The sequence below is a fragment of the Methylobacterium sp. UNC378MF genome (assembly GCF_900103195.1).
GTDB lineage: Bacteria > Pseudomonadota > Alphaproteobacteria > Rhizobiales > Beijerinckiaceae > Methylobacterium.
Genome location: NZ_FMWU01000019.1, coordinates 56,689 through 79,918 on the forward strand (window position 1 = coordinate 56,689; position 23,230 = coordinate 79,918).

Genomic DNA, 23,230 nt, shown 5'->3' on the forward strand with positions numbered 1-23,230 from the left:
GGCTTCAGCGCAGCGATGCGGCGCCGTTCGTTGTCCAGCTCCCCGCCTCGTGGAAGACTCCGAAGACGTCCGGCGCGAAGACGGGGTGCTCGATGTGGAAGCGGCCGCCGATCTTGGCCGCGAGGAGGCGCTCGAAGCCGCGCTGCCGGACCACCATCGAGACCGTGTAGGTGTCGGCGGTCAGGGTCAGCGGCGGCGTCAGCAGTTCCACCTCGCCCTCGCCCGAGAGGGCGGTCAGGCCGGCGCCGTCCGCCTGCGTGCTGAAATTGCAGCAGAGCAGCTCGTCGGACCGCGTGATCGAGAATAGGACGTGCGGATCGGCGACCGGCTCGGCGGCGTTGTAGCGGGCCCGGATCCGCATCCGCTCGCCGTGGCGGAACAGCGTTCGCGGCGCGCCGGATTCGTCGGTGATCGTCACGTCGCTGATCTTGACCGGCAGGTCGCCGGTGTCCGGGCGGAACCACGCGGTGTCGGCGAGATAGCTGTCCCGCTCGTAGTGGGTCAGGCCCTCGTCGGTGGGGCCGTCATAGGCGACGCGGCCGCCCTTGATGTAGATCACCCGCTCGCACATGGTCTTGATGCTGAACATGTTGTGCGAGACCAGCAGGATCGTCGAACCCTTGCCCTGGAGGCGCCGGGCGAAGTCCATGCACTTGCGCTGGAAGGTGTAGTCGCCCACCGCTAGCACCTCGTCGAGGAGCAGGATGTCGGGCTCGAGATGCGCGGCGACCGAGAAGGCCAGCCGGACATACATGCCGCTGGAATAGCGCTTCACCGGCATGTCGATGAACTCGCCGATCTCCGAGAAGGCGACGATCGCGTCGAACTTCGCGGCGATCTCCCGACGGTCCATCCCGAGGATCGAGCCGTAGAGGAAGATGTTCTCGCGGCCGGTCAGCTCCCGGTGGAAGCCGGTGCCGACCTCCAGCAGGGCCCCGACCCGGCCCTCGAGGCGGATCCGGCCGGTGGTCGGCGCGGCGATCCGCGACAGGAGCTTGAGGAGCGTGCTCTTGCCGGCGCCGTTGAGGCCGATGATGCCGACATTCTCGCCGTGCCGGATGCCGAAGCTCACCTCCCTTAGCGCCCAGAAGCTCTCCTGCGACGGGCGTGCCTCGGAGCGGCGGCTCAGCAGGCCGCGGACGCCCTCGCTGAGCGCGTCGCGCAGCGAGTTCTGGTGGGCGGCGCGCGGTGCGCGCCAGTACTGTTTGCCGATATCTTGTACGCTGATTGCCATCGACATCAGATTATATCCGCGAAAGAGCGCTCCATGCGCTGGAAGAAGATCAATCCGCTGACGAGGAGGGCCAGCGCGGCAGTGACCGAGACCACGAGTGCAAAGGCATCAGGCGGGGATCCACCTAGGATGGCGAACCGGAACGCCTCGATCAGGCCGACCATGGGATTCAGCGCGTAGACCCAGCGCACCGAGGCAGGCACGATGCTCGACGCGTAGACGATCGGCGAGGCGTACATCCAGATCTGGATCAGGAACGGCAGCGTGTGCTTGACGTCCCGGAACCGGACATTGATCGGCCCGAGCCAGAGGCTGACGCCGAGGGCGAGCATGGCCGTGACGATCAGGGTCGGGACGGCCAGCACCAAGTGCCAGTCCGGCACCACCCCGTACCAGAGCATCAGGGCCAGCATCACGGCGAGCGCGATTGCGAAATCGACCATCGGCGACACAACCGTCGCGAGCGGAATAACCAGCCGCGGGAAGTAGATCTTGCGGATGAGTTCGGCCTCCGCCACGAGACCGTTGGCGCTGCGCCGCACCGCCTCGGAGAAGTACGTCCACAGGACGACCGCGCTGCCGGCAAAGAGTGCGTAGGGCGCACCGTCGGTTGGGATTTTTGCGAAGTGGCCGAAGATCACCGTAAAGATCAGGACAGTGAAGAGCGGCTGCGCAATCGCCCAGCAGGCGCCGAGGGCGGTTTGCCGATAGAGGACCTTCAGGTCACGCAAGATCAGGACGCGCAAGAGACCCTTGTACTGCGCCAAGCCCGCCGCATCGAAGGCGACGATTCGGTCGTCTGGCGCGATCTCAGTGACCCGCATCGTCGACGGATCGGTCCGCCGTTCCGTCAACCCGCATTCTGACGAGCCGAGGCCAATCGCATTCAAAGATTTCATCATTCGAGGTCGTCCCGCATGACGCTCTGAGCCGGTGGTCCAGCTCGCGGGATCTGGTTCGAATCGGCCTGTGAGCCAGCCGGCCGTCCCGCCGAAACGGGCTATCATCGCCGAGAGGCGTTCAGAATTACAACTTTCGTCGTATCGGTGCTGCCGACTGAAGTGGTGGTTGTGATCAGCAACGGTAATCGCTGCCAATCACCACAAATGAGACCTCGGACGCGCGCCGCTTTCGGCTTCCGCTTCCGCCCAGGACCGCCGGCTCCAATCCGCAGGCGACCGGGTCCAGGTTTCGGGAGAACCGCCATGCAGGACCCCGTGAGCGCCGCCGGCGCTCCGCTCGTGACGATCGCCATGCCGGCCCTGAACGAGGCCGCTCACATCGCCGACGCCATCGCGTCAGTGCTACCTGATCGGGATGCGGTCGCCTGTGAGCTGCTGGTGCTGGACGGCGGCAGCCACGACCAGACCTGCGCGATCGTCGCCGCCCTGAGCGCCCGGGATCCACGCATCCGGCTCATCCACAACGAGCGCCGCATCCAGGCCGCAGCCATCAACCTCGCCGCACGGCTGGCGCATCCGGCCTCCGTCTACCTCGTCCGCGCCGATTGCCACGCCATCTATCCCGAGGGGTTCGTACAGAATCTCATCCGCACCATGCGCCTGTGGGACGCCGCCTCGGTGGTCGTACCGCTCCGGACCGTCGGGGTGACGCCGCTGCAGCGGGCCATCGCAGCCGCGCAGAACAGCCGGCTCGGCAACGGCGGCGCGGCCCACCGTCAGGGCGGCATCTCGGGCTACGTCGCCCACGGTCACCACGCGGCCTTCGACCGGCGCGAGTTCCTGCGGGTGGGCGGCTACGACGAGACTTTCACCCACAACGAGGATGCCGAACTTGACCGGCGGCTTTGCGCGGCGGGCGGGCGGATTTATCTCGCCGCCGAACTCGCGATCACTTACTTCCCGCGCGCGTGCCTCGTCAGCCTCGCCCGGCAGTACCTCCAATACGGGCGTGGCTGCGCGCGGACCCTTGAGAAGCACGCCAGCCTGCCGCGCCCGCGCCAGATCTTGCCGGCCCTGGTCCTGCTCTACGCCGGCGCGGCCCTGCCCCTGGCGGCCCTGGTGCCCACATTGCTGATCCCCCTGCTGGTCTATGCCGGAGGCTGCACCCTGAGCGGCCTCGCCCTCGCGTTCAAGGCGCGGGAACCCATCCTTGTCATGAGCGGCCCGGCGGCCGTGACCATGCACCTGTCCTGGGCGGCGGGGTTCCTGTCTTATCCGGGCTACCGCAGGACCCTGCTCCGGGCCGCCCTACGCCGAAAGCGGCCCCTCCTCGGCGTCCCGCCGGGATCCGACGCGGCCCGAGTCAATTGACAGGTAGAAGCCCGGTCGGCCGCACCCTCGGCAATGAGCGGGGCGCGGTCCAGGCATGTCAGAAGCCCAACGCTCTCTCGCATCCGTCGCCCGTTGGTCCTTCAGGGCGGTGGTCTCGTGCGGCCAAGGCGATTATCGAAACGCGCAACGATCCGGCCGCACAGGGCTCGGAGACCGGCCGCGCGCCGCGCGTGGCAGCCCAGGAGAGTTGTGACCGTGCCCGACAGTACACCGCGTCCCGTGATGCTCGTGATCCTCGACGGCTGGGGTCTGCGGGACGAGGTGGCCGACAACGCCGTCCATCAGGCCAAGACCCCGGTCTTCGACGCGCTGATGCGGGAGCGCCCCCGGGCGCGGCTGAAGACCTTCGGCACCGATGTCGGCCTGCCTAAGGGGCAGATGGGCAATTCCGAGGTCGGCCACCTCAATATCGGGGCCGGCCGGGTGGTCCTGCAGGACCTGCCGCGGATCGATGCCGCAGTCGCAGACGGCTCCCTTGCCCGGAACCCGGCCCTGACCCGGTTCATCGACGCGCTGCGCGCGTCGGGCGGCACCTGCCACCTCGTCGGCCTTCTGTCGCCCGGCGGCGTCCACGCGCACCAGGACCATGCCGTGGCGCTGGCGCGCGTCCTGGTCGGGGCGGGGATCCCGGTCCGGCTCCACGGCTTCACCGACGGGCGCGACATGCCGCCCCGCTCCGCCGCCACCTGCATCGCCGACGTCGAGGCGACCCTCCCGAAGGGCGCCCGCATCGCCACCCTGTGCGGTCGCTATTTCGGGATGGACCGCGACCGGCGCTGGGAGCGGGTTCAGACGGCCTATGACGCCCTCACTGATGCGCGGGGAACCCGGTTCGCACGGGCCGGGCAGGCGGTCGCCGCGTCCTACGCGCAGGACGTGTCCGACGAGTTCATGCGGCCCGCCATCATCGGCGACTATGCCGGCATGCACGACGGCGACGGCATCCTGAGCTTCAACTTCCGCGCCGATCGGACCCGGCAGATCCTGGAGGCGCTCCTCGACCCGGCCTTTGCGGGCTTCGACCGCCCGCGCACGATCCGCTTCGCCGCCGCCCTGGGGATCGTCCAGTACAGCGTCGAGATCGACGCCTTCGCCGAGACCCTGTTCGGGCCCCTCGACCTGCCCAACGGCCTCGGCGAGACCGTGGCTCGGGCCGGCCGCGCCCAGCTGCGTATGGCCGAGACCGAGAAGTACCCGCACGTCACCTACTTCATGAATGGCGGCCGCGAGGAGCCCTTCGCGGGGCAGGACGCCGTCCTCGTGCCCTCGCCGAAGGTCGCGACCTACGACCTTCAGCCGGAGATGTCGGCACAGGAACTTACCGACCGCGCCGTTGAGGCGATCGGCTCCGGCCGCTACGACCTCATCATCCTGAACTTCGCCAACCCCGACATGGTCGGCCATACCGGCAGCCTCGCGGCCGCCGTGACGGCGGTGGAGACCGTCGATGCCTGCCTCGGCCGCGTGGTCGAGGCGGTGACGGCCCAGGGCGGGGCGCTGCTGGTGACGGCCGACCACGGCAATTGCGAGATGATGCGCAATCCCGAGACCGGTGAGCCCCACACCGCCCACACCCTCAACCCGGTGCCCGCCATGCTCGTCGGCGTCGACGGTGTGTCCCTGGCCGACGGCCGCCTGGCGGATGTGGCGCCGACGCTCCTCGCCCTGATGGGACTGGACCAGCCGGCCGAGATGACCGGCACGTCGCTGATCCGGAAGCGGGGCGAGGGCTGACCGACGGCCCGGCGGCACGCCGCCTGCACTGCCCGGGCTGTCATGCATGCCGTCCCTGCGTTACCCCCCGCCACGAGGCCGGTCTGTCCCAGCGTGGTGCGAGGTTGTGGTGCGTGTGACCGGTTCTAGGACATGATCGCCCGGCACAGCCTGATCTATGTCGGCTCGCGGGGCTTCGCGGCCGCCCTGAACATGGCCTCCGTCGCGGTGTTCACGCGGCTCGCGCCGGTGGAGAGCTACGGCACCTACCTGTACGTCCTGTCCTGGGCGCTGGTGCTCTACGGCGCGACCTGCCAGTGGCCGAAATTCGCGTTCTTCGCCCTCTACGACGAGGCGCGGGAGCCCGCGCAGGTCGGCACCGTGGTGCGGATCCTGGGCGGCACGCTGCTGCTCGCCGGGCTCGGCAGCGCGCTGGCCGCCGCCCTCGGACTGATGCCGGCGCGCATGGCCGCCGCGATCCTGGCGCTCGCCTTTGGGACCACCCTGTTCGAGGGCTCCACCGAGATCGCCCGGACGCGCCTGCGGGCCGGGGCGGTGGCGGCCTCGGTGATGAGCCGGGCGGTCCTGATCCTCGCCCTCGGTAGTCTGGCGCTGCATCTCTCGCAGGATCCGCTGCATCTCGCCTTCGCGGTGGCGGCCGCGAATGCCCTGGCCTCGCTCCCGGCCGCCGCCACGATCGCCCCGATGATGCCCGGTCGCGGCAGCCGGGCCGAGGCCCTGCGGCTGTTCGCCTATGGCTGGCCGCTGGTCCTGTCCTTCGGGACGGCGGCGCTCGCCCAGAGCCTCGACCGACTGATCATCGCCAAGACGGTGGGGCCGGCGGGGCTCGGCGCCTACGGGGCACTGGCCGACTTCCTGAAGCAGAGCTTCATCGTGTTCGGCGAGGCGATCGCCCTGTCGCTGATCTCGATCGCCAAGCGCGAGGCGCGGGTCGGCGGGATGGCGGCGGCCTCCGGGGTTCTGGGCGACGCCGCCCGGGCCATGACGCTGATCGCGGCCTTCGGGGCGGTGTTCTTCCTGTGCTTCGACGATCTGGTCGTCGCGGTGCTGCTCGGGCCCGCCTACCGGGCGGAGGCGCGGGCACTCGCCCCGGTGCTGATCCTGGCCTCCATCCTGATGATGTTCCGCGCCTATTATTTCGGGCAGGTGATCTACTTCACCCGATCCAGCGGCCTGGAGGCGGCCGCCGCCTTCGCGACCCTCGCCGCCGTCGCCGCGCTGTCGCTCCTGCTGATCCCGCGATTCGGCGCCGCCGGGGCGGCCCTCGCTTTCGCGGGCGGCCAGAGCGCGGCCTGCCTCGTGCTGGTGCTGGGCGCCCGCCGGGCCGGCACGATGATGCCGCTGCCCCTCGCCGACATGGCGGGGATCGCCGGGATCGCGCTGGCCTGCGGCGCGGTGAATGCCGGCATCGCCCTGGTTCCCGGCGGGCTGATGCCGCCGGGGCAGGCCCTGCGGCTGGTCCTGCTCGCCGTCGCCGCCGGCGTGACCGCATGGCGCTACGACGTGCTCGGCTTCGCCGGCGCGATCCGTGACCGGCTCGCGGCCTGACGGTCCCGCCATGGCGGACACCGTCGCGCTACCGGGGGGCTTCGTGGCGGCGGTCCGGCCCCTCGATCCCGGAGCCCCCTGGATCCCGGCCTGGAGGGCCTTGGGCGCGGCCGCCCTGATCCGGAACCCGTTCTACGAGGCGGGCTACGCCCTGGCCGCCCGCGACGCCTTCGGGGCGGGCGTCCGCCTCCTCCTCGTCGCCGACCGGCCGCCTGAGGCGCCGGGGGCCCGGCTCGCCGCCGCCTGGCCGTTCCGGCCATCGCGGCGCCGCTGGGGCCTGCCGCTGCCGCTGCTCATGGGCTGGACCCACGGCTACAGCCCGTTCGGCGCGCCGCTTCTCGACGGCGCCGCGCCGGAGGCCGCGCTGGCGGGGCTCCTCGCCGCGCCGGGCGCGCTCGGCCTGCCGCCGCGCCTCCTCCTGCCGAACGCCCCCGCCGACGGCCCCCTGCCGGACCTCCTGACGGCCTGTGGCGGACGCCGCGCCGCCTACTGGCCGCATGACCGGGGCCTGCTCGACCTGACCGGGCTCGGGCCGGAGGCGCGGGCCACCTATCTCGGGCACCTCTCCGGCCAGCGCCGGCGCAAGCTGCGCCGCGCCCGCGCGCGCCTGGAGGCGGCAGGGCCCGTGACCTTCGAGATCCTCGCGGCACCCGAGTCCCTCGGCTCCGCCCTCGACGCCCACATCGCCCTCGAAGCCGCCGGCTGGAAGGGCCAGGCCGGCACGAGCCTGGTGCAGCGGCCGGCGGAAATCGCGTTCCTGCGCACCGCCCTGGCCGATCTCGGCGCCGCGGACGCCGTGCGGATCGCGCGCCTGCGCCGGGGGGAAGACCTCCTGGCCTCCCTGATCCTTCCGGTCACCGGCCGGGAGGCCTGGGTGCTGAAGATCGCCAACGACGAGACCCGGCCCGAGACGGCGCCGGGGGTCCAGCTCGTCCACCGGCTGACCGAGGCCCTGGCCGCCGGCGACGCGCCGATCGACCGGATCGATTCCTGCGCCCCCCCGGGCTTCGCCCTCGGCACCACCTTCTGGACGGAGCGCCGCCCGATCGCCCATCTCCTGGTGGAGGCGGGGCGCGATCCCCTGTTCCCGGTCGCCCGGACCCTGGAACGCGCCCGCGAGCGCGTCGCCCGGGCGCGTCTCACCATCCGAAGCGGGCGATCTGCTCCAGCCGCGCCCGCGTCGCCGCCGGGTCGCGGCCCATGACGGCGATCCGCCCGGACAGGTCGTAGCAGGCCGCGCAGAACGGCAGCTGCAGCAGCGTGTACCCGTCGTCGCGCGCCCGGGCGACGGAGGCGATCAGGCAGGGCAGGACCGGCCCGTCCGGAGGGCCGCCGAGGCAGTCGGCCCGGGGGCTGCCGAAGGCCGGGCGGTTCGGCCAGGTCAGCAGGAGCGTGGTGCCGCCCCGGCGGTCGGGGGCCGGCGGCAGGGTGTAGCTGCGCAGGAACAGCGCGCAGGCTGCGAGGAGCAGAACCGGCAGGATCAGGGCTGCGCGCATCGGCGGATTCCGGACGCCTCAATCCCCGGCGTCGAAGCGCGTGCGATAGAACACCTCGCGGCCGGCGCCGTCGATCACCCGGACGGCCTCGGCCGGCTCGCCCGAGCGCTGCGGCACCCGGGCGCGGGCGAACAGGCGCAGGGCCCGCTCCTGCGCGCTCTCCAGGCTGCCGACCCGCACGGAGATCCGCGTCTGGATCTCGTTCGGCTCAGGTCCGAGGACTTCGATATGGAAGGTCTCGCGCAAGGGAATCCGCCTGATCGAGGGGCTTACAGGGTCGGATATCGGGATCCGGCCGGCGGGCGCCATAGCATGTTCCAGTCCTGTGTCGGTCCGGATTGCGGCCTTCAGCCCATCGACCGCGCATGGCGGACGGAGCGAAGCGATTCGGGGATGTTCCACGCGCCCGATCGCGGCGCCGCCGGATGGCACCGTCCTCGGCACCAAGTCCGATTGCCCCACGCCCGGCCTCGGCTCTAAGAGAGCCGCTCCACCCGAGGAGAGATCACCGGAGAACCCGTTGGACCCGCTCAAGGCCGCCGCCGCGACGCTTCTCTGCCTCGCCCTGTTCTGGCTGGCCTTCCGGCTGACGCGGCGGCTGGTCGATCTCGCCATCGCGGGGGGCTATGCCGAGGAGCGGCAGCGGCTGGCCGAGGAGGCCGCTCAGGCCGAGGCGGGCGTCGTCCCGCAGGCCTCGGCCATCCGGGCGACCCCGGCGAGCTTGGCCTCGAACAGGGACCAGTCATCCACCGCGGCGATCGGCGCCCACAACGCCTCCACCTCGTCGATCAGGAGCGTGCAGGGCGCCCCCGCGAAATAGGGATGGTCGAGCCGCGCGCCCGGGGCGGGTGCGAGCGGCTCCAGCGCGGCCCGCACCGGCGCGAAGGCCTCGGAGCGGTACGACGCGGCGGCCGGGCCGGCCTCCGCGCGCCCGGCGCTCGCGAGGCCCCCGTACCAGTCGAAGAAGAATCGCTCGAAGGGCGCGCGCGTCTCGGCGAGGAACCGCCAGACCGCCGACACCAGCCGGTCGGTCTCCGGCTGCGGCGCCGCGGCGAGGCCGAGCCGGCGGAACAGGGCCTCGGCGAACGCCTCCTGCAGGGCTGGCCCGAAGCCGGCGAGGGCGGCTTCCAGGCGCGCCTGGGGCGCGAGCGTCAGCAGGCAATCGGCCAGCCGGGCGAGGTTCCAGAACAGCGCCTCCGGCTGGCGTCCGAAACTGTAGAGCCCGGTCTCGTCGAAATAGGCCGCGGTGAAGTCCGGGTCGAAGTGCGGCAGGAAGCGCCAGGGGCCGTAATCGAAGCTCTCGCCGGTGACGTTGATGTTATCGCTGTTGAGCACGCCGTGGACGAAGCCGGCCGCCGCCCATTGCGCGCCCATCCGGGCGACCCGGGCGACCACGTCCTCCAGGAAGGCGACGCCCCGATCCTCCAGGCTGTCGCGCCAGAGATCCGGCCTGTGGGTCTCGATCGTGTGGTCGAGCAGCCGGGCGATGTTGTCCGGCTCGCCGAGCGCCAGGAAGCGCTGGAAGCTGCCGATGCGGATATGACCGTGGGACAGGCGCACCAGCACGGCGGAGCGCGCCGGCGAGGGCTCGTCGCCGCGCACGAGATCCTCGCCGGTCTCGATCAGGCTGAAGCTCTTCGAGGTGGTGACGCCCTGCGCCTCCAGGAGCGCGGTCGCCAGCACCTCGCGCACGCCGCCCTTGAGGGTCAGCCGCCCGTCGGCGCCGCGCGACCAGGGCGTGGTGCCGCTGCCCTTGGTGCCGAGGTCGAGGAGGCGCCCGTCCAGGCGGTCGTGGACCTGCGCGAACAGGAAGCCGCGGCCGTCGCCGAGTTCCGGATTGTAGGAGCGGAACTGGTGGCCGTGATAGCGCAGGGCGAGCGGCGTCTCGAAGCTGCCGGGCAGCGGCTCGAACCGGCCGAAATGGGCGATCCACGCCGCCTCCGAGAGGCCGCCCAGGCCGATCCGTTCCGCCCAGGCCTGATTGCGGTAGCGCAGGATCGTCTGCGGGAACCGGGCCGGCGTGACCGGATCGAAGAAGGCGGGCCCGAGATCGGCGTGGCGCCGGGAAGGCTTGAAGGCGGTGTCGTCCATGCGGCGGCGCGTCTCTCCGGTCGGAAGGTAGACCTCGTCCTACCAAGCCGGCGGAACGGGATCCGTTGCGACGTCCGTCTTCGCGAGCGGAGCGAAGCAAGCCAGTCCGCGCCCCGGTCACGGAGGGCGCGCGGCCCTGAATTGCTTCGCTCCGCGCGCAATGACGGCAGGAAACCGGCATCGGGCTGGCTGTCCGTCGGCGACGGTCAGCCCGTCTGCCGCAGGGCCTCGCCGGCGATCATCGCGGCCGCGACCGCGACGTTGAGCGAGCGCAGGCCCGGCCGGATCGGCACCACGATCCGGGCATCGGCCGCCGCGTGCACCGCCTCCGGCACGCCGGCGGATTCGCGCCCGACCATCAGGCAATCGTCCGGGCGGAAGGCGAAATCCGTGTAGGGCAGGGCGCCCGCCGTGGTGGCGAGGACGAGCCGGATCCCGGCCTCGGCCCGCCACGCCGCGAAGGCCGCGAAGGAGCGGTGCCGGGTGATCGCCACGTGGTCGAGATAGTCGAGGCCCGAGCGGCGCAGGTGCCGGTCCGAGACGTCGAAGCCCGCGGGCTCCACGATCTCCACCGCCAGCCCGAGGCAGGCGGCCATGCGCAGCATCGTGCCGGTGTTCTGGGGAATGTCGGGCTGGTAGAGGGCGAGGCGGAGCATGGCGCCGGCCTTGTGCGGGGCGGATGCCGCGCCGTCAAAGGCCGGCGGCGGCGACACACGGCCGGCAAACCGCCGGGGCGGCCCCGGCCGATGCCGAGACCGCGCGGAACTTAAGCCCCGCCAGAACCTTGAGGCGGCGCCACCCCGATGTTCGGCCCCGTCTGAAAGACCTGCTCCGATGCGCACCCCGCTCCTCGCCTCGGCCCTCCTGCTGGCCGGCCTCGCCACCGCCTCGGCGCAGACCGACGGCGCCAAGCCGGATAGCGGCAGCGCCGCGACCCCGGTCCCGGGCGCGCCCGCCACCATGGCCGACAACCTGCGCCCGACCTTCGTGGCCCAGACCCCCGACGACATGGTCGCCAGCAAGCTGATCGGCTCCAGCGTCGTCAACGGCGCCAACGAGACGATCGGCCAGATCGCCGATTTCGTCCTCGACCAGAAGGGCGCCGTGAAGGCCTGGATCATCGGGGTCGGCGGCTTCCTGGGGATCGGCTCGAAATACGTCGCGGTCGATCCGTCCGTGCTCAAGCTCGACCGCACCGACGGCAAGACCCTCCAGGCGCGGATCGACACGACCAAGGACCAGCTCCGCGCGGCACCGGAATACGTCTATCTCGGCAAGGAGCCGCCGAAGGGCGCCACCCCGGCGAGCCCGGCCGGGGAGCCGGCGCCGAAGCCCTGACGGGGTCGGGCGGCGTGGCGCCGGGCGGCCGGCGGCACCGCGCCGGCTTGCCTCCGCGCGCGGTTGTGTGCTGTGCCGGCCTCCCCGGAGGTCGGAACCCGTCCCATGCGCCGCGCCCTCGTCCCGCTCCTCGCCTTCTGCCTCGGCCTGCTCGGCCTCACCGGGGCGGCGGTGTTCGCCTTCCTGCCCGACAGGGCGCCGGTGGGCGTGCCCGGAGTCGGCGGCCCGTTCACCCTCGTGAACCAGGACGGACGCACCGTCACCGAGCGCGATTTCGCCGGCGCGACGCATCTCGTGTTCTTCGGCTTCACCCATTGCCCGGACGTGTGCCCGACCACCCTGCAGCAGATCTCCGACGTGCTGGCCGCCCTGGGGCCGAAGGGCCGGGCGATGCGGGTCGCCTTCATCACGGTGGATCCCGAGCGCGACGACCCGGCGAGCCTGAAGACCTACCTGTCGAGCTTCGACCCGCGCATCACCGGCCTCACCGGCAGCCAGGAGCAGGTCACCGCCACCGAGAAGGCGTATCGCGCCTATGCCCGCAAGGTGCCGGCCAAGGACGGCGACTACACGATGGAGCACACCGCCCTGGTCTACGTCATGGACGCGCAGAACCGCTTCCTCGGCGCCCTCGATCTGACCCGGCCGGCCGACGAGGTCGCCGCGCAGCTCGCCAGGAAGATCTGACCGGGGCAGGATCGGGCCGGGGACGCGCTACAGCGTCATCCCGGCATGGAAGCGGTCGGGGGAGAGCGGCAGCAGGAACTGCACGCCGAAGCCGCCCTCGAAGTAGCGCACCAGCCGCCCCGGCGTGCTGCCGACCGTGACGGCGGCGCCGAGGGCCAGCGGCACCGGGCAGGAAATCGCCACGCCCGACATCGAGATGTCGATGATGCGGGCCTTGATCTCGCGGCCGCCCTCGAGGCGCAGGATCACCGCCGTGCTGGTCGGCACGAGGCGCTCGTGCGAGCGACCCTCCGGCAGGCCCAGCATCTCCCGGTTCGCCAGCCAGGTGAGCTGGGAGGCGAGCTTGTCGCGCTTGCGCGGCGTGGCGTTGAGCTGGACCGCGAAACCGTCCGTGCAGATGCGGGCGATCACGCCCTCGATCCGGCCGATATGCTCCAGATACAGCACCACCCGCTCGCCGACCGCGCCCGGAACCGCGCAGGTCAGCCGCACGCCGCCCGGCGACATGTCCACCGTCTGGCAGGGATATTCCCGCCGGTCGGCCAGCATGTAGCGGCCGAGCACGGCGACCCGGACGCGCTGGTGCCGGCGCTGGTCGGCCGCGCCGCGCGCCGGCTCGGGGGGCACCGCGTGTCGATCTGTTCCGGCGGTGGCCTCGACCGCGATCATTCCGAGAATAGTCCTGCGCCGGCATGAGGGCCGGTGCAGACTAGGCGCGGACTGTTACGAAACCCTTTTTCCGGCCTCCGCGCGGAGCGGCGCTGCTGAAACATTCACGCGCGCGGAGCGCTGCGCCCTGCGCGGTCGACTTGCGCGATCGACTTGCACGCCGAAGATCTTCTCGCGCGCGCGCGGCGCTGCGATCGGATGAGCCGGCGCAATCCGGGCGTAAGATTGAATGAATACAGTCTTCAGGCGCGTCCGCCGGCATGGACGAGGAGGTGGCCGTGGCGCACCGGACCGGGATAACCGGCGCTCGTCCGGACGGCCGCGCGGGCAGGCGGTCCCGCCTCCGGGCGGCGGCTGGGAAGGATGCGCAGGGAGGTGGTCTCGGCCTCCACCAGCGGGCGCAGGCCGAGCCAGTGCGGGGCGCCGTCGAGGCTCAGGGTTCCGAGGGCGCGGACCTGGGTCCGACCGCGATGACGGAGCGGCAGGAGCAGGAGTTCGAGATCCGCCGCCTCGCCTTCGGCGTTGGTGCCGCGCAGGCCCGCCACGACGCCGAGGGTGTCGCTGGCGACGATCTCGACGATCCGCCAGGGATCCGGCGCGCGGGAGCCCCACAGCCGGGCGAAGGGCTCGCCCTTCAGTTCGCGGCCGTACAGGGCGCAGACCCGCGTCCCGGCGAGCCGGATGCTCGCGGAGCGGCTCGGCATGTCGAGTTCCAGGATCAGGCTGTCGGCGAGAAGGTGCCGGATCTCGCCCGGCTCGATCTCGGAGCGCTCCGGTGCGGCCCGCTCTCCGCGCAGGCGCTCCCAGTAGGCATGGAGCATGCGGCTGGTGGGATGCTTCATCGGTGTCCCGATTCTCAACGCCTGTGGTTCATCCCCGGATCAATCTGGCACATCCGAGCGGGTGTGACCGGCCGATCCGGGCGTTCACCGCGTCTGGGCGCACGGGCCGTGCCGGCCCCCCCGCACCCGTGCGGCGCCGGGCCCGCCGGCGACGCACCGTGCGGGGGTAGCGCGTCGTGGCCGGCGACACAATCGTCGCACCCCCGTCGCATCCTCCTCGGCGCGCCTCGGTCGTTCCGGGCGGATCCGGCCGGAAGACGGATCGATGCGGTGTCATGGTCCGGGATCCGGCCGGTATTCGCGAGCTTCAATACGTCGCCGGGGCTTGCCCAGGCGCCCCGCGCCCCGACATGGTGCCGCGATGGATGCCTCCCCCGACTTCCCGCGGCAGAGCCGCGTGCCCGTGTTCAACATGCCGGGGATCGTCACCGTCGCGATCGGGCTGCTCCTGGCGATCCAGGCGGTCCGCGAGTTCCTGCTGCCGGATACCTGGGACATCCGCCTCGTCCTCGATCTCGCGCTGGTGCCGGCGCGCTGGACCCTCTGGTTCGATCCCGGCCAGGCCTCCGAGGTGATCCGCGCGGCCGGCGGCACGGGCGATCCCGGCCTGGAGGCGGCCCGCGAGGCCTTCGCCCGCTACATCGCGGGCGAGCACGCGCTCCTGCCCTGGACGCTCGTCACCTACGCGCTGCTGCACGGCTCGTGGATGCACGTGATCTTCAACAGCGTCTGGCTCGCGGCCTTCGGCGCGCCGGTGGCGCGGCGCTGCGGCGCCCTGCGCTGGTGCGTGCTCGCGCTGGCCGGCACGGCGGCCGGCGGCCTGCTCCACATCCTGATCGACCCGCTGAGCGCCGGGCCGCTGGTCGGCGCCTCGGCGGGGATCTCGGCCCTGATGGCGGCCGCCGCCCGCTTCGTGTTCCAGCCGCCGGTCTCCGGCTACGGCGCGCCGGCCTGGCAGCTGCCGCCGCCCCGGCCGGCCGAGACGATCCCGGAATTGCTGCGCAACCGGACGGCGGTGTCGTTCCTGGCGATCTGGCTCCTGACCAACCTGCTGTTCGGCCTCGTCAGCATGCCGCTGGTCGGGGAGAACGCCGCGATCGCCTGGGACGCGCATCTGGGCGGCTTCATCGCGGGCTTCTTCCTGTTCCCCCTCGTGGACCCCCGGGAGCCGCGCCGGCACTGAGCACCTTGCCAACGGGCCGGATCGGTCACACACTCGCCACAATGTGAACGAGCCGGGGCCCACCCGGACGACAGCGCAACAAGGCCGCCGCGGGCTGACGGCGGACCGGACGCGTCACAAGGGAGAGAGCCATGACCGTCGCACGCATCCTCGCCGAGAAGGGCAGCTCCGTCGTCACGGTGAGCCCTGACAGGAGCCTCGATGAGGTAATCCAGATCCTCGCCGACAAGCGGATCGGCGCCCTGGTGGTCGCCCATGCCGACGGGACGGTGGCGGGCATCATCTCCGAGCGCGACATCATGCGGGCGCTCGCCCGGCACGGGGGCTCGGCCTTCGACGCGCCGGTCTCGGCCCACATGACCAGCACGGTCACGACCTGCGGCCGGAGCGCCACGATCGAGGAGGTCATGGCGCTGATGACCGACGGGCGCTTCCGCCACGTGCCGGTCTGCGAGGATGGGCGGCTGATCGGCCTGGTCTCGATCGGCGACGTGGTGGCGCGCAAGATCGCCACCGTCGAGGCCGAGCATCAGGCCCTGCGCGACTACATCACGATGGCGTAGGCGCGCGAAGCCCCACGTTTCTCCTGCCCTCCGCCTCCGGGCGTCCCCGGTTCAGGGCAGGCGGCCGGTGCCGGAGCGCGACCGCGCTCCCTCTCCCGCACGGGAGGGGGACCCGCGCTCCTTCGCGTCGAGGGACGAGCGGGCCGACAGCTCAAGCCCGCATCATCCACGGTCCGTCTCACGCCTTCACGGGATCGAGCGTGACGTGCCAGAGGTCGGTGTCGGTGGCGTCCTTGAGGGTCACCGTCATCTGCTCGGTGGCGCCGTCCACCGCCACGTGGCCGAAGAACTGGTAGCCGGCGGCCGGGGACAGGTTCACCTGGCCCTTGTCGGGCGCCTTCACGAAGCGCAGCTGCGGCCCGAACGTGTTGTCGAGCGCGTTCGGCCCGAAGGTGCCCGCGTGCAGCGGTCCGGAGACGAATTCCCAGAACGGGTCGAAATCCTGGAACTGCGCCCTGTTGGGGTCGTAGTAATGGGCGGCCGTGTAGTGCACGTCGGCCGTGAGCCACACCGTGTTGCGGATCCCCGCGCTCTTGATGAAGCGCAGCAGGTCGGCGATCTCCAACTCGCGGCCGAGCGGCGGCCCGTCGCCCTGCGCCACCGCCTCCGAGCCGAAATTGCGGTCGCCGTCGTAGGTCACCACGAGGCCGAGCGGCATGTCGGCGGCGATCACCTTCCAGGTCGCCCGGGACTCGAGCAGCGCCCGCTTCAGCCACGCGATCTGCTGCGGCCCGAGGAAGTGGGAATCGGGCCCGTATTCCGTCTGCCGGTTCTCGCCGTTCGGGCCGCGGTAGGAGCGCATGTCGAGCATGAACACGTCGACCAGCGGGCCGTAGCCGATCTTGCGATAGACACGGCCGGGCTCGGACGGCTCGAAGCGCATCGGCATGTATTCATGGAAGGCCTTGGCGGCCCGCAGCTGCAGGGCCAGCACGTTCGGGTCGGCGTATTTCTTCTTGAGGTGCTCGGCCCGGGTGAGGGGCTCGCCCGGCCACCAGTTGTTGGTGACCTCGTGGTCGTCCCACTGCGCCAGGATCGGCACGGCGGCGTTCATCGCCAGCACGTTCCGGTCGGTGAGGTTGTACTTGTGCCGGCCCCGGAACTCCGCGAGCGTCTCGGCGGGCTTGGCCACCTCTTCGGTGACCCGGTTGCGCCACAGGCTGCCGTCGGGGAGCTTCACCTCGGACTGGATCGGCCCGTCGGCGTAGATCGTGTCGCCGGAATGGATGAAGAAGTCCGGCCGGTTCTTGAGGATGGCCGCATAGATCGTCATGCCGCCGCGGGCCTCGTCGATGCCCCAGCCCTGGCCCGCCGTGTCGCCCGACCAGCAGAACGACACGGAGCGCCGGTCCGCCGGCGCGGTGCGGAACCGTCCGACCTGGCTCGGGCCCACGATCGTGGGCGCGGCGATGTCCTGGAGCCGGACCCGGTAGAACACGTCCTGGCCGGCCGGAAGCCCGGTCAGCGCCACCTTCACGGTGCCGTCCGTCTCCGGCAGGGCGTCGGCGAACACGCCGCCGCGGATATCGGAAAAGCTCTCGGTGGTCGCCCACTCGATGATCGCCCGGGCCGGCCGATCGGACCGGGCCCAGACCATGGCCGAGTCGGTGCCGACATCGCCCGACTGGAGGCCGTGGCTCAGGAGCGGCCGGTCGGCGGCGCGGCTCAGCCCCGGACGCGCGAGGCCGGAAGCCAGCCCGACGAGGCCCGCGCCTCCGGACAGCAGGATCTGACGGCGACTGGTATACATTGGAGGTCCTCCAGCATGCACGGCGCCCATCGCAGGCGGTCGCGACAGCCGGATGACGGGTTGACCGAAGCCCGGCAGGATCTCGGCCCGGAAACCGCCGGCCCGCATCCGCATCCTGAACTGCCGGGGCGCAGCGGAGGCTTCGAAGGAGCCCTCAATCCGGCCGCGCGATCCCCGAATCCGTCACGCCCGCGCGGCCGCGCCCTCGACCACGGCGCGGATCCGGGGCAGGGCCGCCCGGGCGGCCCGGTAGCCGATGGCGATTCCCTCGGCGGCCTTGTGGAAGTCGAACAGGCCGAAGGCGCCGACATCCGGGCCAATGGCGACATCCGGCGGGTCCCGCTCCAGCCGCGCCCGGGAGATCCGGTCCTGCGTGATGTTGAAGGCGCCGAGCACCACCCGGGCGATGCTGGGGACGGGGATTTCGGGCTCCGCACTCTCGAAGCCCTGCCGGCGCCCGCGCATCACCTGCAGGAAGCTGCGACGCGGCACCGGCGCCGGTACCTCGTGCACCACCGGTCCCCCGGTATCGCCGTTGAGGTTCACGCAGAGCACGAGATCGGCCCCGAGGGTGCGGGCCAGCCCCACAGGGACCGGGTTGACCAGGGTCCCGTCCATCAGCACCCGGCCTGCGTAAGTCACCGGCGGGAACAGGCCGGGGATCGCGTAGGAGGCGCGCACCGCTTCCACCGCCGGCCCCTCGGTGAGGCTCACCTCGTGACCGGTGCCGTACTCGGTGGCGACGCAGCCGAAGCGGATGGGCAGATCCTCGATCCGGCGCGTGCCGAGGTCGGCGAAGAGCCGCTGGCGCAGGCGGTTGCCGGCGATCAGGCCGGAGCCGGGCAGGCGCGGATCGATGAGCCCGACGACCCGGCGCCGGGTCAGCGCCCGGGCGAACGTCTCCAGCCGGTCGAGCCGTCCCGCGGCGTAGCAGGCGCCGACCACCGCACCGATCGAGCAGCCCGCCACCACGGTCGGATGGATGCCGGCCTCCTCCAGGGCGCGCAGCACGCCGATATGGGCCCAGCCGCGGGCCGAGCCGCCGCCGAGCGCGAGTCCGATCCGCGGACCGGCGCTCGGCGGCGGCCGGACCGGCTCCACGGTGCCGGGAAGGAAATGCGGATCGGCGGACTCGTCTTGCCAGCGTGTGGCAAGAGGGCGGTTCATCGCCCGGCGGCCTTCAGGACGACCTGGCCGTCCGCCTCCCGGACGACGCTGCGGTAGAAGCAGTCCCGCCGCCCGGTGTGGCAGCAGCCGCCATCGCCGCCGACCTCGACGCGGATCAGCAGGGCGTCCTGGTCGCAATCGACGCGCATCTCGACGACGCGCTGGACCTGGCCGCTGGTCGCCCCCTTGTGCCAGAGTTCCTGGCGCGAGCGCGACCAGTACCACGCCTCGCCGGTCTCGAGGGTGCGCGCCAGCGACTCGGCGTTCATGTGGGCGAGCATCAGCACCTGCCCGTCCCGCGCATCCACCGCGATGCAGGCGACGAGACCGTCCCGGTCGAATCGGGGCGTGAGGGCATGGCCCTCCTCGACCTCGGCGCGGGTGCCGGGGGGAGCGAAGGCGAAGTCGCGCGCGGTCATGGTCGAGACGTCGTCTGGGACTACTTGGCGCCGCCGCGCACCAGGGTCAGGAAGCGGACCTGCTCGTTGGCATTGTCCTTGAAGACGCCGCGGAACTGGCTGGTGATGGTCGAGACGCCGGCCTTCTGGACGCCGCGCATCGCCATGCAGAGATGCTCGGCCTCCACCATCACGGCGACGCCGCGGGGCTTGAGGATGCTCTCGATGACGTCGGCGATCTGGGCGGTCATCGTCTCCTGCGTCTGCAGGCGGCGGGCGAAGGTGTCGACGACGCGGGCGAGCTTCGACAGGCCGACCACGCCCCGGGTCGGGTAATAGGCGATGTGGGCGAGCCCCATGAACGGCACCATGTGGTGCTCGCAATGGGAGTGGAACGGAATATCGCGCACCAGCACGATGTCCGAGTAGCCCTCGACCTCCTCGAAGACGCGCTCCAGCAGCTTCTCGGCATCGACGCTGTAGCCGCCGAACAGCTGCTCGTAGGCCTTGGTGACCCGGGCCGGGGTGTCGAGCAGGCCCTCGCGGGCCGGATCGTCGCCGGCCCAGCGCAGCAGCGTGCGCACCGCGGCCTCGGCCTCGGCGCGGCTCGGGCGGCCGGTCTCGATCCCGTCCGGGACGCGGGTGGCGGAGGCCGGCACGGGCGCGACCTCGACGGGACGGCCATCATCCACCGGCCGATTGTCATTGCGCATGCCGTTCAGCCCTTGCCGGTCGATCCCGTTCCGGTCGAAACCCTGGCCATCGCCCTGGTAGGACAAGGATTTGAGCGCGGCATCCATGGCATCTCCGGCCCGCGCGATGCGGGACTTCATCGGGGTGCTGTCGGGCTTGGCATACATCGTCGGAATCGCGTCGGGCGTTCGAGGGAAGATCCCGGGCTCGAAAAGGTTTCAAGCCGGCGCCCTGGGATGGACGAAAGGCCGTGGGAACCACCGTGGCCGTGGGCGCGACCCTGGTCGACGGCCCGCCTCCTCGCGAAGCGACCGTATCGCGCCTATATCATCGTTCGCGGGGCAACGCGCAATGCGCGATGCACGCGGCAGAGTCCCGATGGACATTGCGCCTCCGGCCGAGGACCCGATGCTCGACGACATCTACAACCGCCGTATCCTGGAACTCGCCGCCGACATCCCGCGGCTCGGCCGGCTCGAGAGCCCGGATGCCAGCGCCACGGCCCATTCGCGGCTGTGCGGCTCGACCGTGACGGTGGATCTCGTCCTCGGCGACGATGGCCGTGTGGCGGATTTCGCCCAGGAGGTCCGGGCCTGCGCCCTCGGTCAGGCCTCCGCGTCGCTGATGGGACGGCACGTGGTCGGCGCCAGCGCGGAGGAGCTGCGCGGCGTCCGCGAGACGATGCGGGCGATGCTCAAGGCGAACGGTCCCGCGCCCGAGGGCGTGTGGTCGGACCTCGCGGTGCTGGAGCCGGTGCGGGAGTTCAAGGCGCGCCACGCCTCGACGCTCCTGACCTTCGACGCGGTGGTGGACGCCCTCGACCAGATCGCCGCCAAGCGGCAGGCCGCCTGAGGGCATGGTCCGGCGCGCCGCCCATGGGGCGATCCGCCTGTATCAGCTCACCCTGTCCGGCCTGATCGGCCGCCAGTGCCGGCATTGGCCGAGCTGCTCCGAATACACCGACACGGCGATCGCCCGGCACGGGTTCTGGCCGGGCGGCTGGATGGGCTTCGCCCGGATCTGCCGCTGCGGCCCGTTCGGGACCCACGGGATCGACCTCGTGCCGGAGCGGCTGCCGGAGGGCTGTGCCTGGTACCGGCCCTGGACCTATGGCCGCTGGCGCGGCGTCGAGGCGCCGCCGTCACCGTTCGCCTGCGACGCGGTGGGGCGGGAGGCCGACGCGCGCTAGGCCGCGTTCCCGATTTGTTTCACGTGAAACACGCCTGACCGGACGGGCGTCTCGCAGGGTCGGGCGCGATGCGGCCGGATCGAGAGGCTGGCCCCTTCGATCCAACCGCCCCTTCATCCGCCGCGCCTCACGCCGCGCGATTGGCGGCGAGCCGCTCCGCGAACTCGATCGCCTCGATCAGGCTGCGCTCGTTGGCGATGCCCGTTCCGGCGATGTCGAAGGCGGTGCCGTGATCGACCGAGGTCCGGATGATCGGCAGGCCCAGGGTGACGTTCACCCCCGACAGGTCCATCCACTTCCCCGTGGCCGGGTCGATCTCGAAGCCCAGGAGCTTCACCGGGATATGCCCCTGGTCGTGATACATCGCGACAACCGCGTCGTACTGGCCGGCGCGCAGCTTCACGAACACCGTATCGCCCGGCACCGGCCCGTGGATGTCGAGACCGTCGGCATTGGCCTGCGCGATCACGGGGGTGCTGACGTCGATGTCCTGGCGCCCGAACAGGCCGCCCTCGCCGGCATGGGGGTTGAGCGCCGCCACGGCGATCTTCGGCTTGGCCAGACCCAGCCCCTTCAGGGCCTTGTCGGTGAGGTCGATGACGAGGCGCAGCCGCTCCGGAGTCAGGCGCTTGGGCACGTCCTCCAGCGCCACGTGGGTGGTGACGTGGGAGACCCGCATGTTGCCGTGGGCGAGCATCATCACCGAGCCGCGCACGCCGGTCAGCTCCGCGAGCATCTCGGTGTGGCCGGCATAGTGGTAGCCGGCCTTGTTGAGCGCCTCCTTGTTGAGCGGCGCCGTGACGATGCCGCCGATCCTGTTGGCCATGGCGAGACGCACCCCGGCCTCGATCGCCTTGTAGGCAAAGCGACCGCCATCGGCGGAGAGCCGGCCGGGCTCGATCGGCGCACCCTCGGCATCCGCCTGGAGGCAGCACAGCGCCGGCCAGTCGTCGTCTTCGGCAACCTCCGGGATCCGTTCCGGTAGGAGGCCCAGCGCTTCCTCGGCGCGACGCAGGGCCGGGGCGCTGCCGATGACCATGAGGCGCAGATCGCCCGCGTCGATCCGCTCCTTCAGCCGGGCGGCGGCCTTGACGATGATCTCCGGGCCGATGCCGGCGGGATCGCCCATGGTGATGGCGAGATGTGGGGTCACGCGTCGCTCCTCTCGGGCGGAAAGCCGTTGCCGTGAAGTAGATCGCGCCAGACGCCCTCCGTTCCGAAGGCGCCGGATTTCGATACGACCGCGAGCCCGTCCCAGCGGCCGCCCCGCAGGGTCGACCGGGGCAGGCCCGGGATGATCTGCCCGGTGACGTCGAGGCGCGTGACACCCAGCGCGAGGCAGAGCGCCTTCAGGGTCTCACCGCCGGCCACCAGCAGCGTCCCGGGCTGCGGGATGCGGTCGATCACGCCCGCGAAGGCCGCGGCGATCCGCGCCGCGGCGGCCTCGCGGGCGATCCCCTCGGGCAGCGCGAGGCTCGCCAGGGCGACGCCGTGCCGGTCGAGGCGCGCCGCCACCGCGCCGGCATGGTCCGGGTCCTGCGGCGACAGGACGAGGTGGTGGCCGCCGCAGGCCGCGAGCTGCGCGGCGGTCTCGGGCCGGTCGGAGCCGAACAGCCCGAGCACCGGGCCGGCGAGCCGGTCGTCGCCCGGCGCGTCCGCGCCCCGCGCCAGGGCCGCCGCGAGGCCGCCGCTGCCGCACCAGAGCACCGGATCCGCGCCGCCGAGATCGGCCACCCGGGCGAGATCGGCATCGCTGGCCGCGTCGTAGACGGCCACGCCGGCCACGGGACCGTCGGCCACGCTGGCCCGGCGCGCCGGCAGTCCGGCGGCCCGCAGGGCCTCGGCGATGTCGCCGGAGACCGGCTCCCAGCCGCCACCGCGCCGGGCGAGCTGGCATCCGGCCTCCGTGCGGCGGCCCTGGTACGGGAAGGCCGGCGCCACGACGCAGCGATCCCAGGCACCCTGCCGCAGCACCGCCGCGAGTTCCGCCGCCCAGGGGCCGCGCAGCAGGCTGTCGACCTTCTTGAAGGCGATGCCGGCGCCGACCAGCCGGGGGGCGAGGGCGCCGACGATCCGCCCGGCGGCCTCCGCCGATCGCTCACGGGTGCCGGAATCGATCGCCAGGCATCCGGCGGATTCCGCCGCCAGGATCTCCGGCCACGCCACCGGGATCGACCCGCACAGGCCGGTAAAGCCCGCGGCCGTGTCGAGGGTGCCGGTCAAATCGTCGGCGATGAGGCGCAGGCGGGTCATGTCGAGCGGATCATGGCAGGACCATCATCGGCCACTCCGCCAGGCCGCGGCTCGAAAGCTTGTTGTCAGGTTGTCGGCAGGCATACAGACCCCCCGGCGCC

The 23,230-nt window shown here is 71.8% G+C and carries 24 protein-coding genes; 10 read left to right on the plus strand and 14 right to left on the minus strand.

The window, feature by feature from the left end; genetic code table 11:
* Nucleotides 1–4: 4 nt before the first annotated feature.
* Both BLT59_RS19900 and BLT59_RS19905 read right to left on the minus strand, forming a co-directional pair.
* Nucleotides 5–1,240, minus strand: a complete 1,236-nt coding sequence (locus BLT59_RS19900) for an ABC transporter ATP-binding protein (protein ID WP_091784310.1) — start codon at nucleotides 1,238–1,240, stop codon at nucleotides 5–7.
* Nucleotides 1,240–2,058, minus strand: a complete 819-nt coding sequence (locus BLT59_RS19905) for an ABC transporter permease (protein ID WP_244514061.1) — start codon at nucleotides 2,056–2,058, stop codon at nucleotides 1,240–1,242. The genes BLT59_RS19900 and BLT59_RS19905 overlap by 1 nt, the downstream gene beginning before the upstream one ends.
* Before the next feature lie 381 nt (nucleotides 2,059–2,439).
* Between BLT59_RS19905 and BLT59_RS19910 the strand changes: the two genes are divergently transcribed.
* From BLT59_RS19910 to BLT59_RS19925, 4 genes are all read left to right on the plus strand, one after another.
* The gene (locus BLT59_RS19910; protein WP_091784317.1) at nucleotides 2,440–3,507 is read left to right on the plus strand and encodes a glycosyltransferase family 2 protein; all 1,068 of its coding nucleotides are present in this window, start codon (nucleotides 2,440–2,442) and stop codon (nucleotides 3,505–3,507) included.
* A 243-nt stretch (nucleotides 3,508–3,750) separates the two neighbouring features.
* The gene (gene gpmI / locus BLT59_RS19915) at nucleotides 3,751–5,262 is read left to right on the plus strand and encodes a 2,3-bisphosphoglycerate-independent phosphoglycerate mutase (RefSeq protein WP_091784541.1); all 1,512 of its coding nucleotides are present in this window, start codon (nucleotides 3,751–3,753) and stop codon (nucleotides 5,260–5,262) included.
* Nucleotides 5,263–5,394: 132 nt separating this feature from the next.
* Entirely contained in the window at nucleotides 5,395–6,810 is a 1,416-nt protein-coding gene (locus BLT59_RS19920) for a lipopolysaccharide biosynthesis protein (protein WP_091784320.1), read from the plus strand.
* A 10-nt stretch (nucleotides 6,811–6,820) separates the two neighbouring features.
* Nucleotides 6,821–8,014: a GNAT family N-acetyltransferase gene (locus tag BLT59_RS19925; RefSeq protein WP_091784324.1), complete on the plus strand. Its 1,194-nt coding sequence runs from the start codon at nucleotides 6,821–6,823 to the stop codon at nucleotides 8,012–8,014.
* Here BLT59_RS19925 and BLT59_RS19930 read toward each other — a convergent pair.
* From BLT59_RS19930 to BLT59_RS19945, 4 genes are all read right to left on the minus strand, one after another.
* Nucleotides 7,950–8,306, minus strand: coding sequence for a hypothetical protein (locus tag BLT59_RS19930; protein ID WP_091784328.1), 357 nt, complete (start codon nucleotides 8,304–8,306; stop codon nucleotides 7,950–7,952). The genes BLT59_RS19925 and BLT59_RS19930 overlap by 65 nt on opposite strands.
* Before the next feature lie 18 nt (nucleotides 8,307–8,324).
* Complete coding sequence (locus BLT59_RS19935) at nucleotides 8,325–8,552, minus strand: hypothetical protein (RefSeq protein ID WP_091784331.1); 228 nt, start codon at nucleotides 8,550–8,552, stop codon at nucleotides 8,325–8,327.
* 417 nt (nucleotides 8,553–8,969) lie between these two features.
* The gene (locus tag BLT59_RS19940; RefSeq protein ID WP_091784334.1) at nucleotides 8,970–10,397 is read right to left on the minus strand and encodes a protein adenylyltransferase SelO; all 1,428 of its coding nucleotides are present in this window, start codon (nucleotides 10,395–10,397) and stop codon (nucleotides 8,970–8,972) included.
* Between the two features lie 206 nt (nucleotides 10,398–10,603).
* Entirely contained in the window at nucleotides 10,604–11,053 is a 450-nt protein-coding gene (locus tag BLT59_RS19945) for a tRNA (cytidine(34)-2'-O)-methyltransferase (RefSeq protein WP_091784543.1), read from the minus strand.
* A gap of 178 nt (nucleotides 11,054–11,231) precedes the next feature.
* On the opposite strand from BLT59_RS19945, the gene BLT59_RS19950 reads away from it, so the two are divergent.
* Nucleotides 11,232–11,735 (plus strand): PRC-barrel domain-containing protein, encoded by a 504-nt coding sequence (locus tag BLT59_RS19950; RefSeq protein WP_091784337.1) that lies wholly within the window; start codon nucleotides 11,232–11,234, stop codon nucleotides 11,733–11,735.
* 105 nt (nucleotides 11,736–11,840) lie between these two features.
* Nucleotides 11,841–12,422 (plus strand): SCO family protein, encoded by a 582-nt coding sequence (locus tag BLT59_RS19955; protein ID WP_091784340.1) that lies wholly within the window; start codon nucleotides 11,841–11,843, stop codon nucleotides 12,420–12,422.
* A gap of 27 nt (nucleotides 12,423–12,449) precedes the next feature.
* Here the strand turns inward: BLT59_RS19955 and BLT59_RS19960 are convergent, their stop codons facing one another.
* Together BLT59_RS19960 and BLT59_RS19965 are read right to left on the minus strand one after the other, a co-directional pair.
* On the minus strand, nucleotides 12,450–13,091 hold the full coding sequence (locus BLT59_RS19960) for a PilZ domain-containing protein (RefSeq protein WP_091784344.1): 642 nt from the start codon (nucleotides 13,089–13,091) through the stop codon (nucleotides 12,450–12,452).
* Between the two features lie 242 nt (nucleotides 13,092–13,333).
* Nucleotides 13,334–13,933 carry a PAS domain-containing protein gene (locus BLT59_RS19965; protein ID WP_091784348.1) on the minus strand — a complete coding sequence of 200 codons (600 nt, stop codon included), beginning with the start codon at nucleotides 13,931–13,933 and terminating at the stop codon, nucleotides 13,334–13,336.
* Between the two features lie 361 nt (nucleotides 13,934–14,294).
* On the opposite strand from BLT59_RS19965, the gene BLT59_RS19970 reads away from it, so the two are divergent.
* Together BLT59_RS19970 and BLT59_RS19975 are read left to right on the plus strand one after the other, a co-directional pair.
* Nucleotides 14,295–15,116, plus strand: a complete 822-nt coding sequence (locus BLT59_RS19970; RefSeq protein WP_091784352.1) for a rhomboid family intramembrane serine protease — start codon at nucleotides 14,295–14,297, stop codon at nucleotides 15,114–15,116.
* 131 nt (nucleotides 15,117–15,247) lie between these two features.
* The gene (locus BLT59_RS19975) at nucleotides 15,248–15,679 is read left to right on the plus strand and encodes a CBS domain-containing protein (RefSeq protein WP_091784355.1); all 432 of its coding nucleotides are present in this window, start codon (nucleotides 15,248–15,250) and stop codon (nucleotides 15,677–15,679) included.
* A 178-nt stretch (nucleotides 15,680–15,857) separates the two neighbouring features.
* Here BLT59_RS19975 and BLT59_RS19980 read toward each other — a convergent pair whose 3' ends face one another.
* From BLT59_RS19980 to folE, 4 genes are all read right to left on the minus strand, one after another.
* Nucleotides 15,858–17,429 (minus strand): alkaline phosphatase D family protein, encoded by a 1,572-nt coding sequence (locus tag BLT59_RS19980; protein ID WP_091784545.1) that lies wholly within the window; start codon nucleotides 17,427–17,429, stop codon nucleotides 15,858–15,860.
* 183 nt (nucleotides 17,430–17,612) lie between these two features.
* Entirely contained in the window at nucleotides 17,613–18,596 is a 984-nt protein-coding gene (locus BLT59_RS19985; protein ID WP_091784358.1) for a patatin-like phospholipase family protein, read from the minus strand.
* Nucleotides 18,593–19,015, minus strand: a complete 423-nt coding sequence (gene hisI / locus BLT59_RS19990; RefSeq protein WP_091784360.1) for a phosphoribosyl-AMP cyclohydrolase — start codon at nucleotides 19,013–19,015, stop codon at nucleotides 18,593–18,595. Before hisI ends, BLT59_RS19985 begins: the two co-directional genes overlap by 4 nt.
* Nucleotides 19,016–19,035: 20 nt before the next feature.
* On the minus strand, nucleotides 19,036–19,854 hold the full coding sequence (folE, locus tag BLT59_RS19995) for a GTP cyclohydrolase I FolE (protein ID WP_091784363.1): 819 nt from the start codon (nucleotides 19,852–19,854) through the stop codon (nucleotides 19,036–19,038).
* A 241-nt stretch (nucleotides 19,855–20,095) separates the two neighbouring features.
* Between folE and BLT59_RS20000 the strand changes: the two genes are divergently transcribed.
* Together BLT59_RS20000 and yidD are read left to right on the plus strand one after the other, a co-directional pair.
* On the plus strand, nucleotides 20,096–20,539 hold the full coding sequence (locus BLT59_RS20000) for an iron-sulfur cluster assembly scaffold protein (protein ID WP_091784547.1): 444 nt from the start codon (nucleotides 20,096–20,098) through the stop codon (nucleotides 20,537–20,539).
* 4 nt (nucleotides 20,540–20,543) lie between these two features.
* Entirely contained in the window at nucleotides 20,544–20,876 is a 333-nt protein-coding gene (gene yidD, locus BLT59_RS20005) for a membrane protein insertion efficiency factor YidD (RefSeq protein ID WP_091784366.1), read from the plus strand.
* Nucleotides 20,877–21,003: 127 nt separating this feature from the next.
* On the opposite strand, the gene pdxA is transcribed toward yidD, so the two are convergent.
* Both pdxA and BLT59_RS20015 read right to left on the minus strand, forming a co-directional pair.
* On the minus strand, nucleotides 21,004–22,029 hold the full coding sequence (gene pdxA, locus BLT59_RS20010) for a 4-hydroxythreonine-4-phosphate dehydrogenase PdxA (RefSeq protein WP_175544070.1): 1,026 nt from the start codon (nucleotides 22,027–22,029) through the stop codon (nucleotides 21,004–21,006).
* Entirely contained in the window at nucleotides 22,026–23,129 is a 1,104-nt protein-coding gene (locus BLT59_RS20015) for a four-carbon acid sugar kinase family protein (RefSeq protein ID WP_091784372.1), read from the minus strand. Before BLT59_RS20015 ends, pdxA begins: the two co-directional genes overlap by 4 nt.
* Nucleotides 23,130–23,230 lie beyond the last annotated feature (101 nt).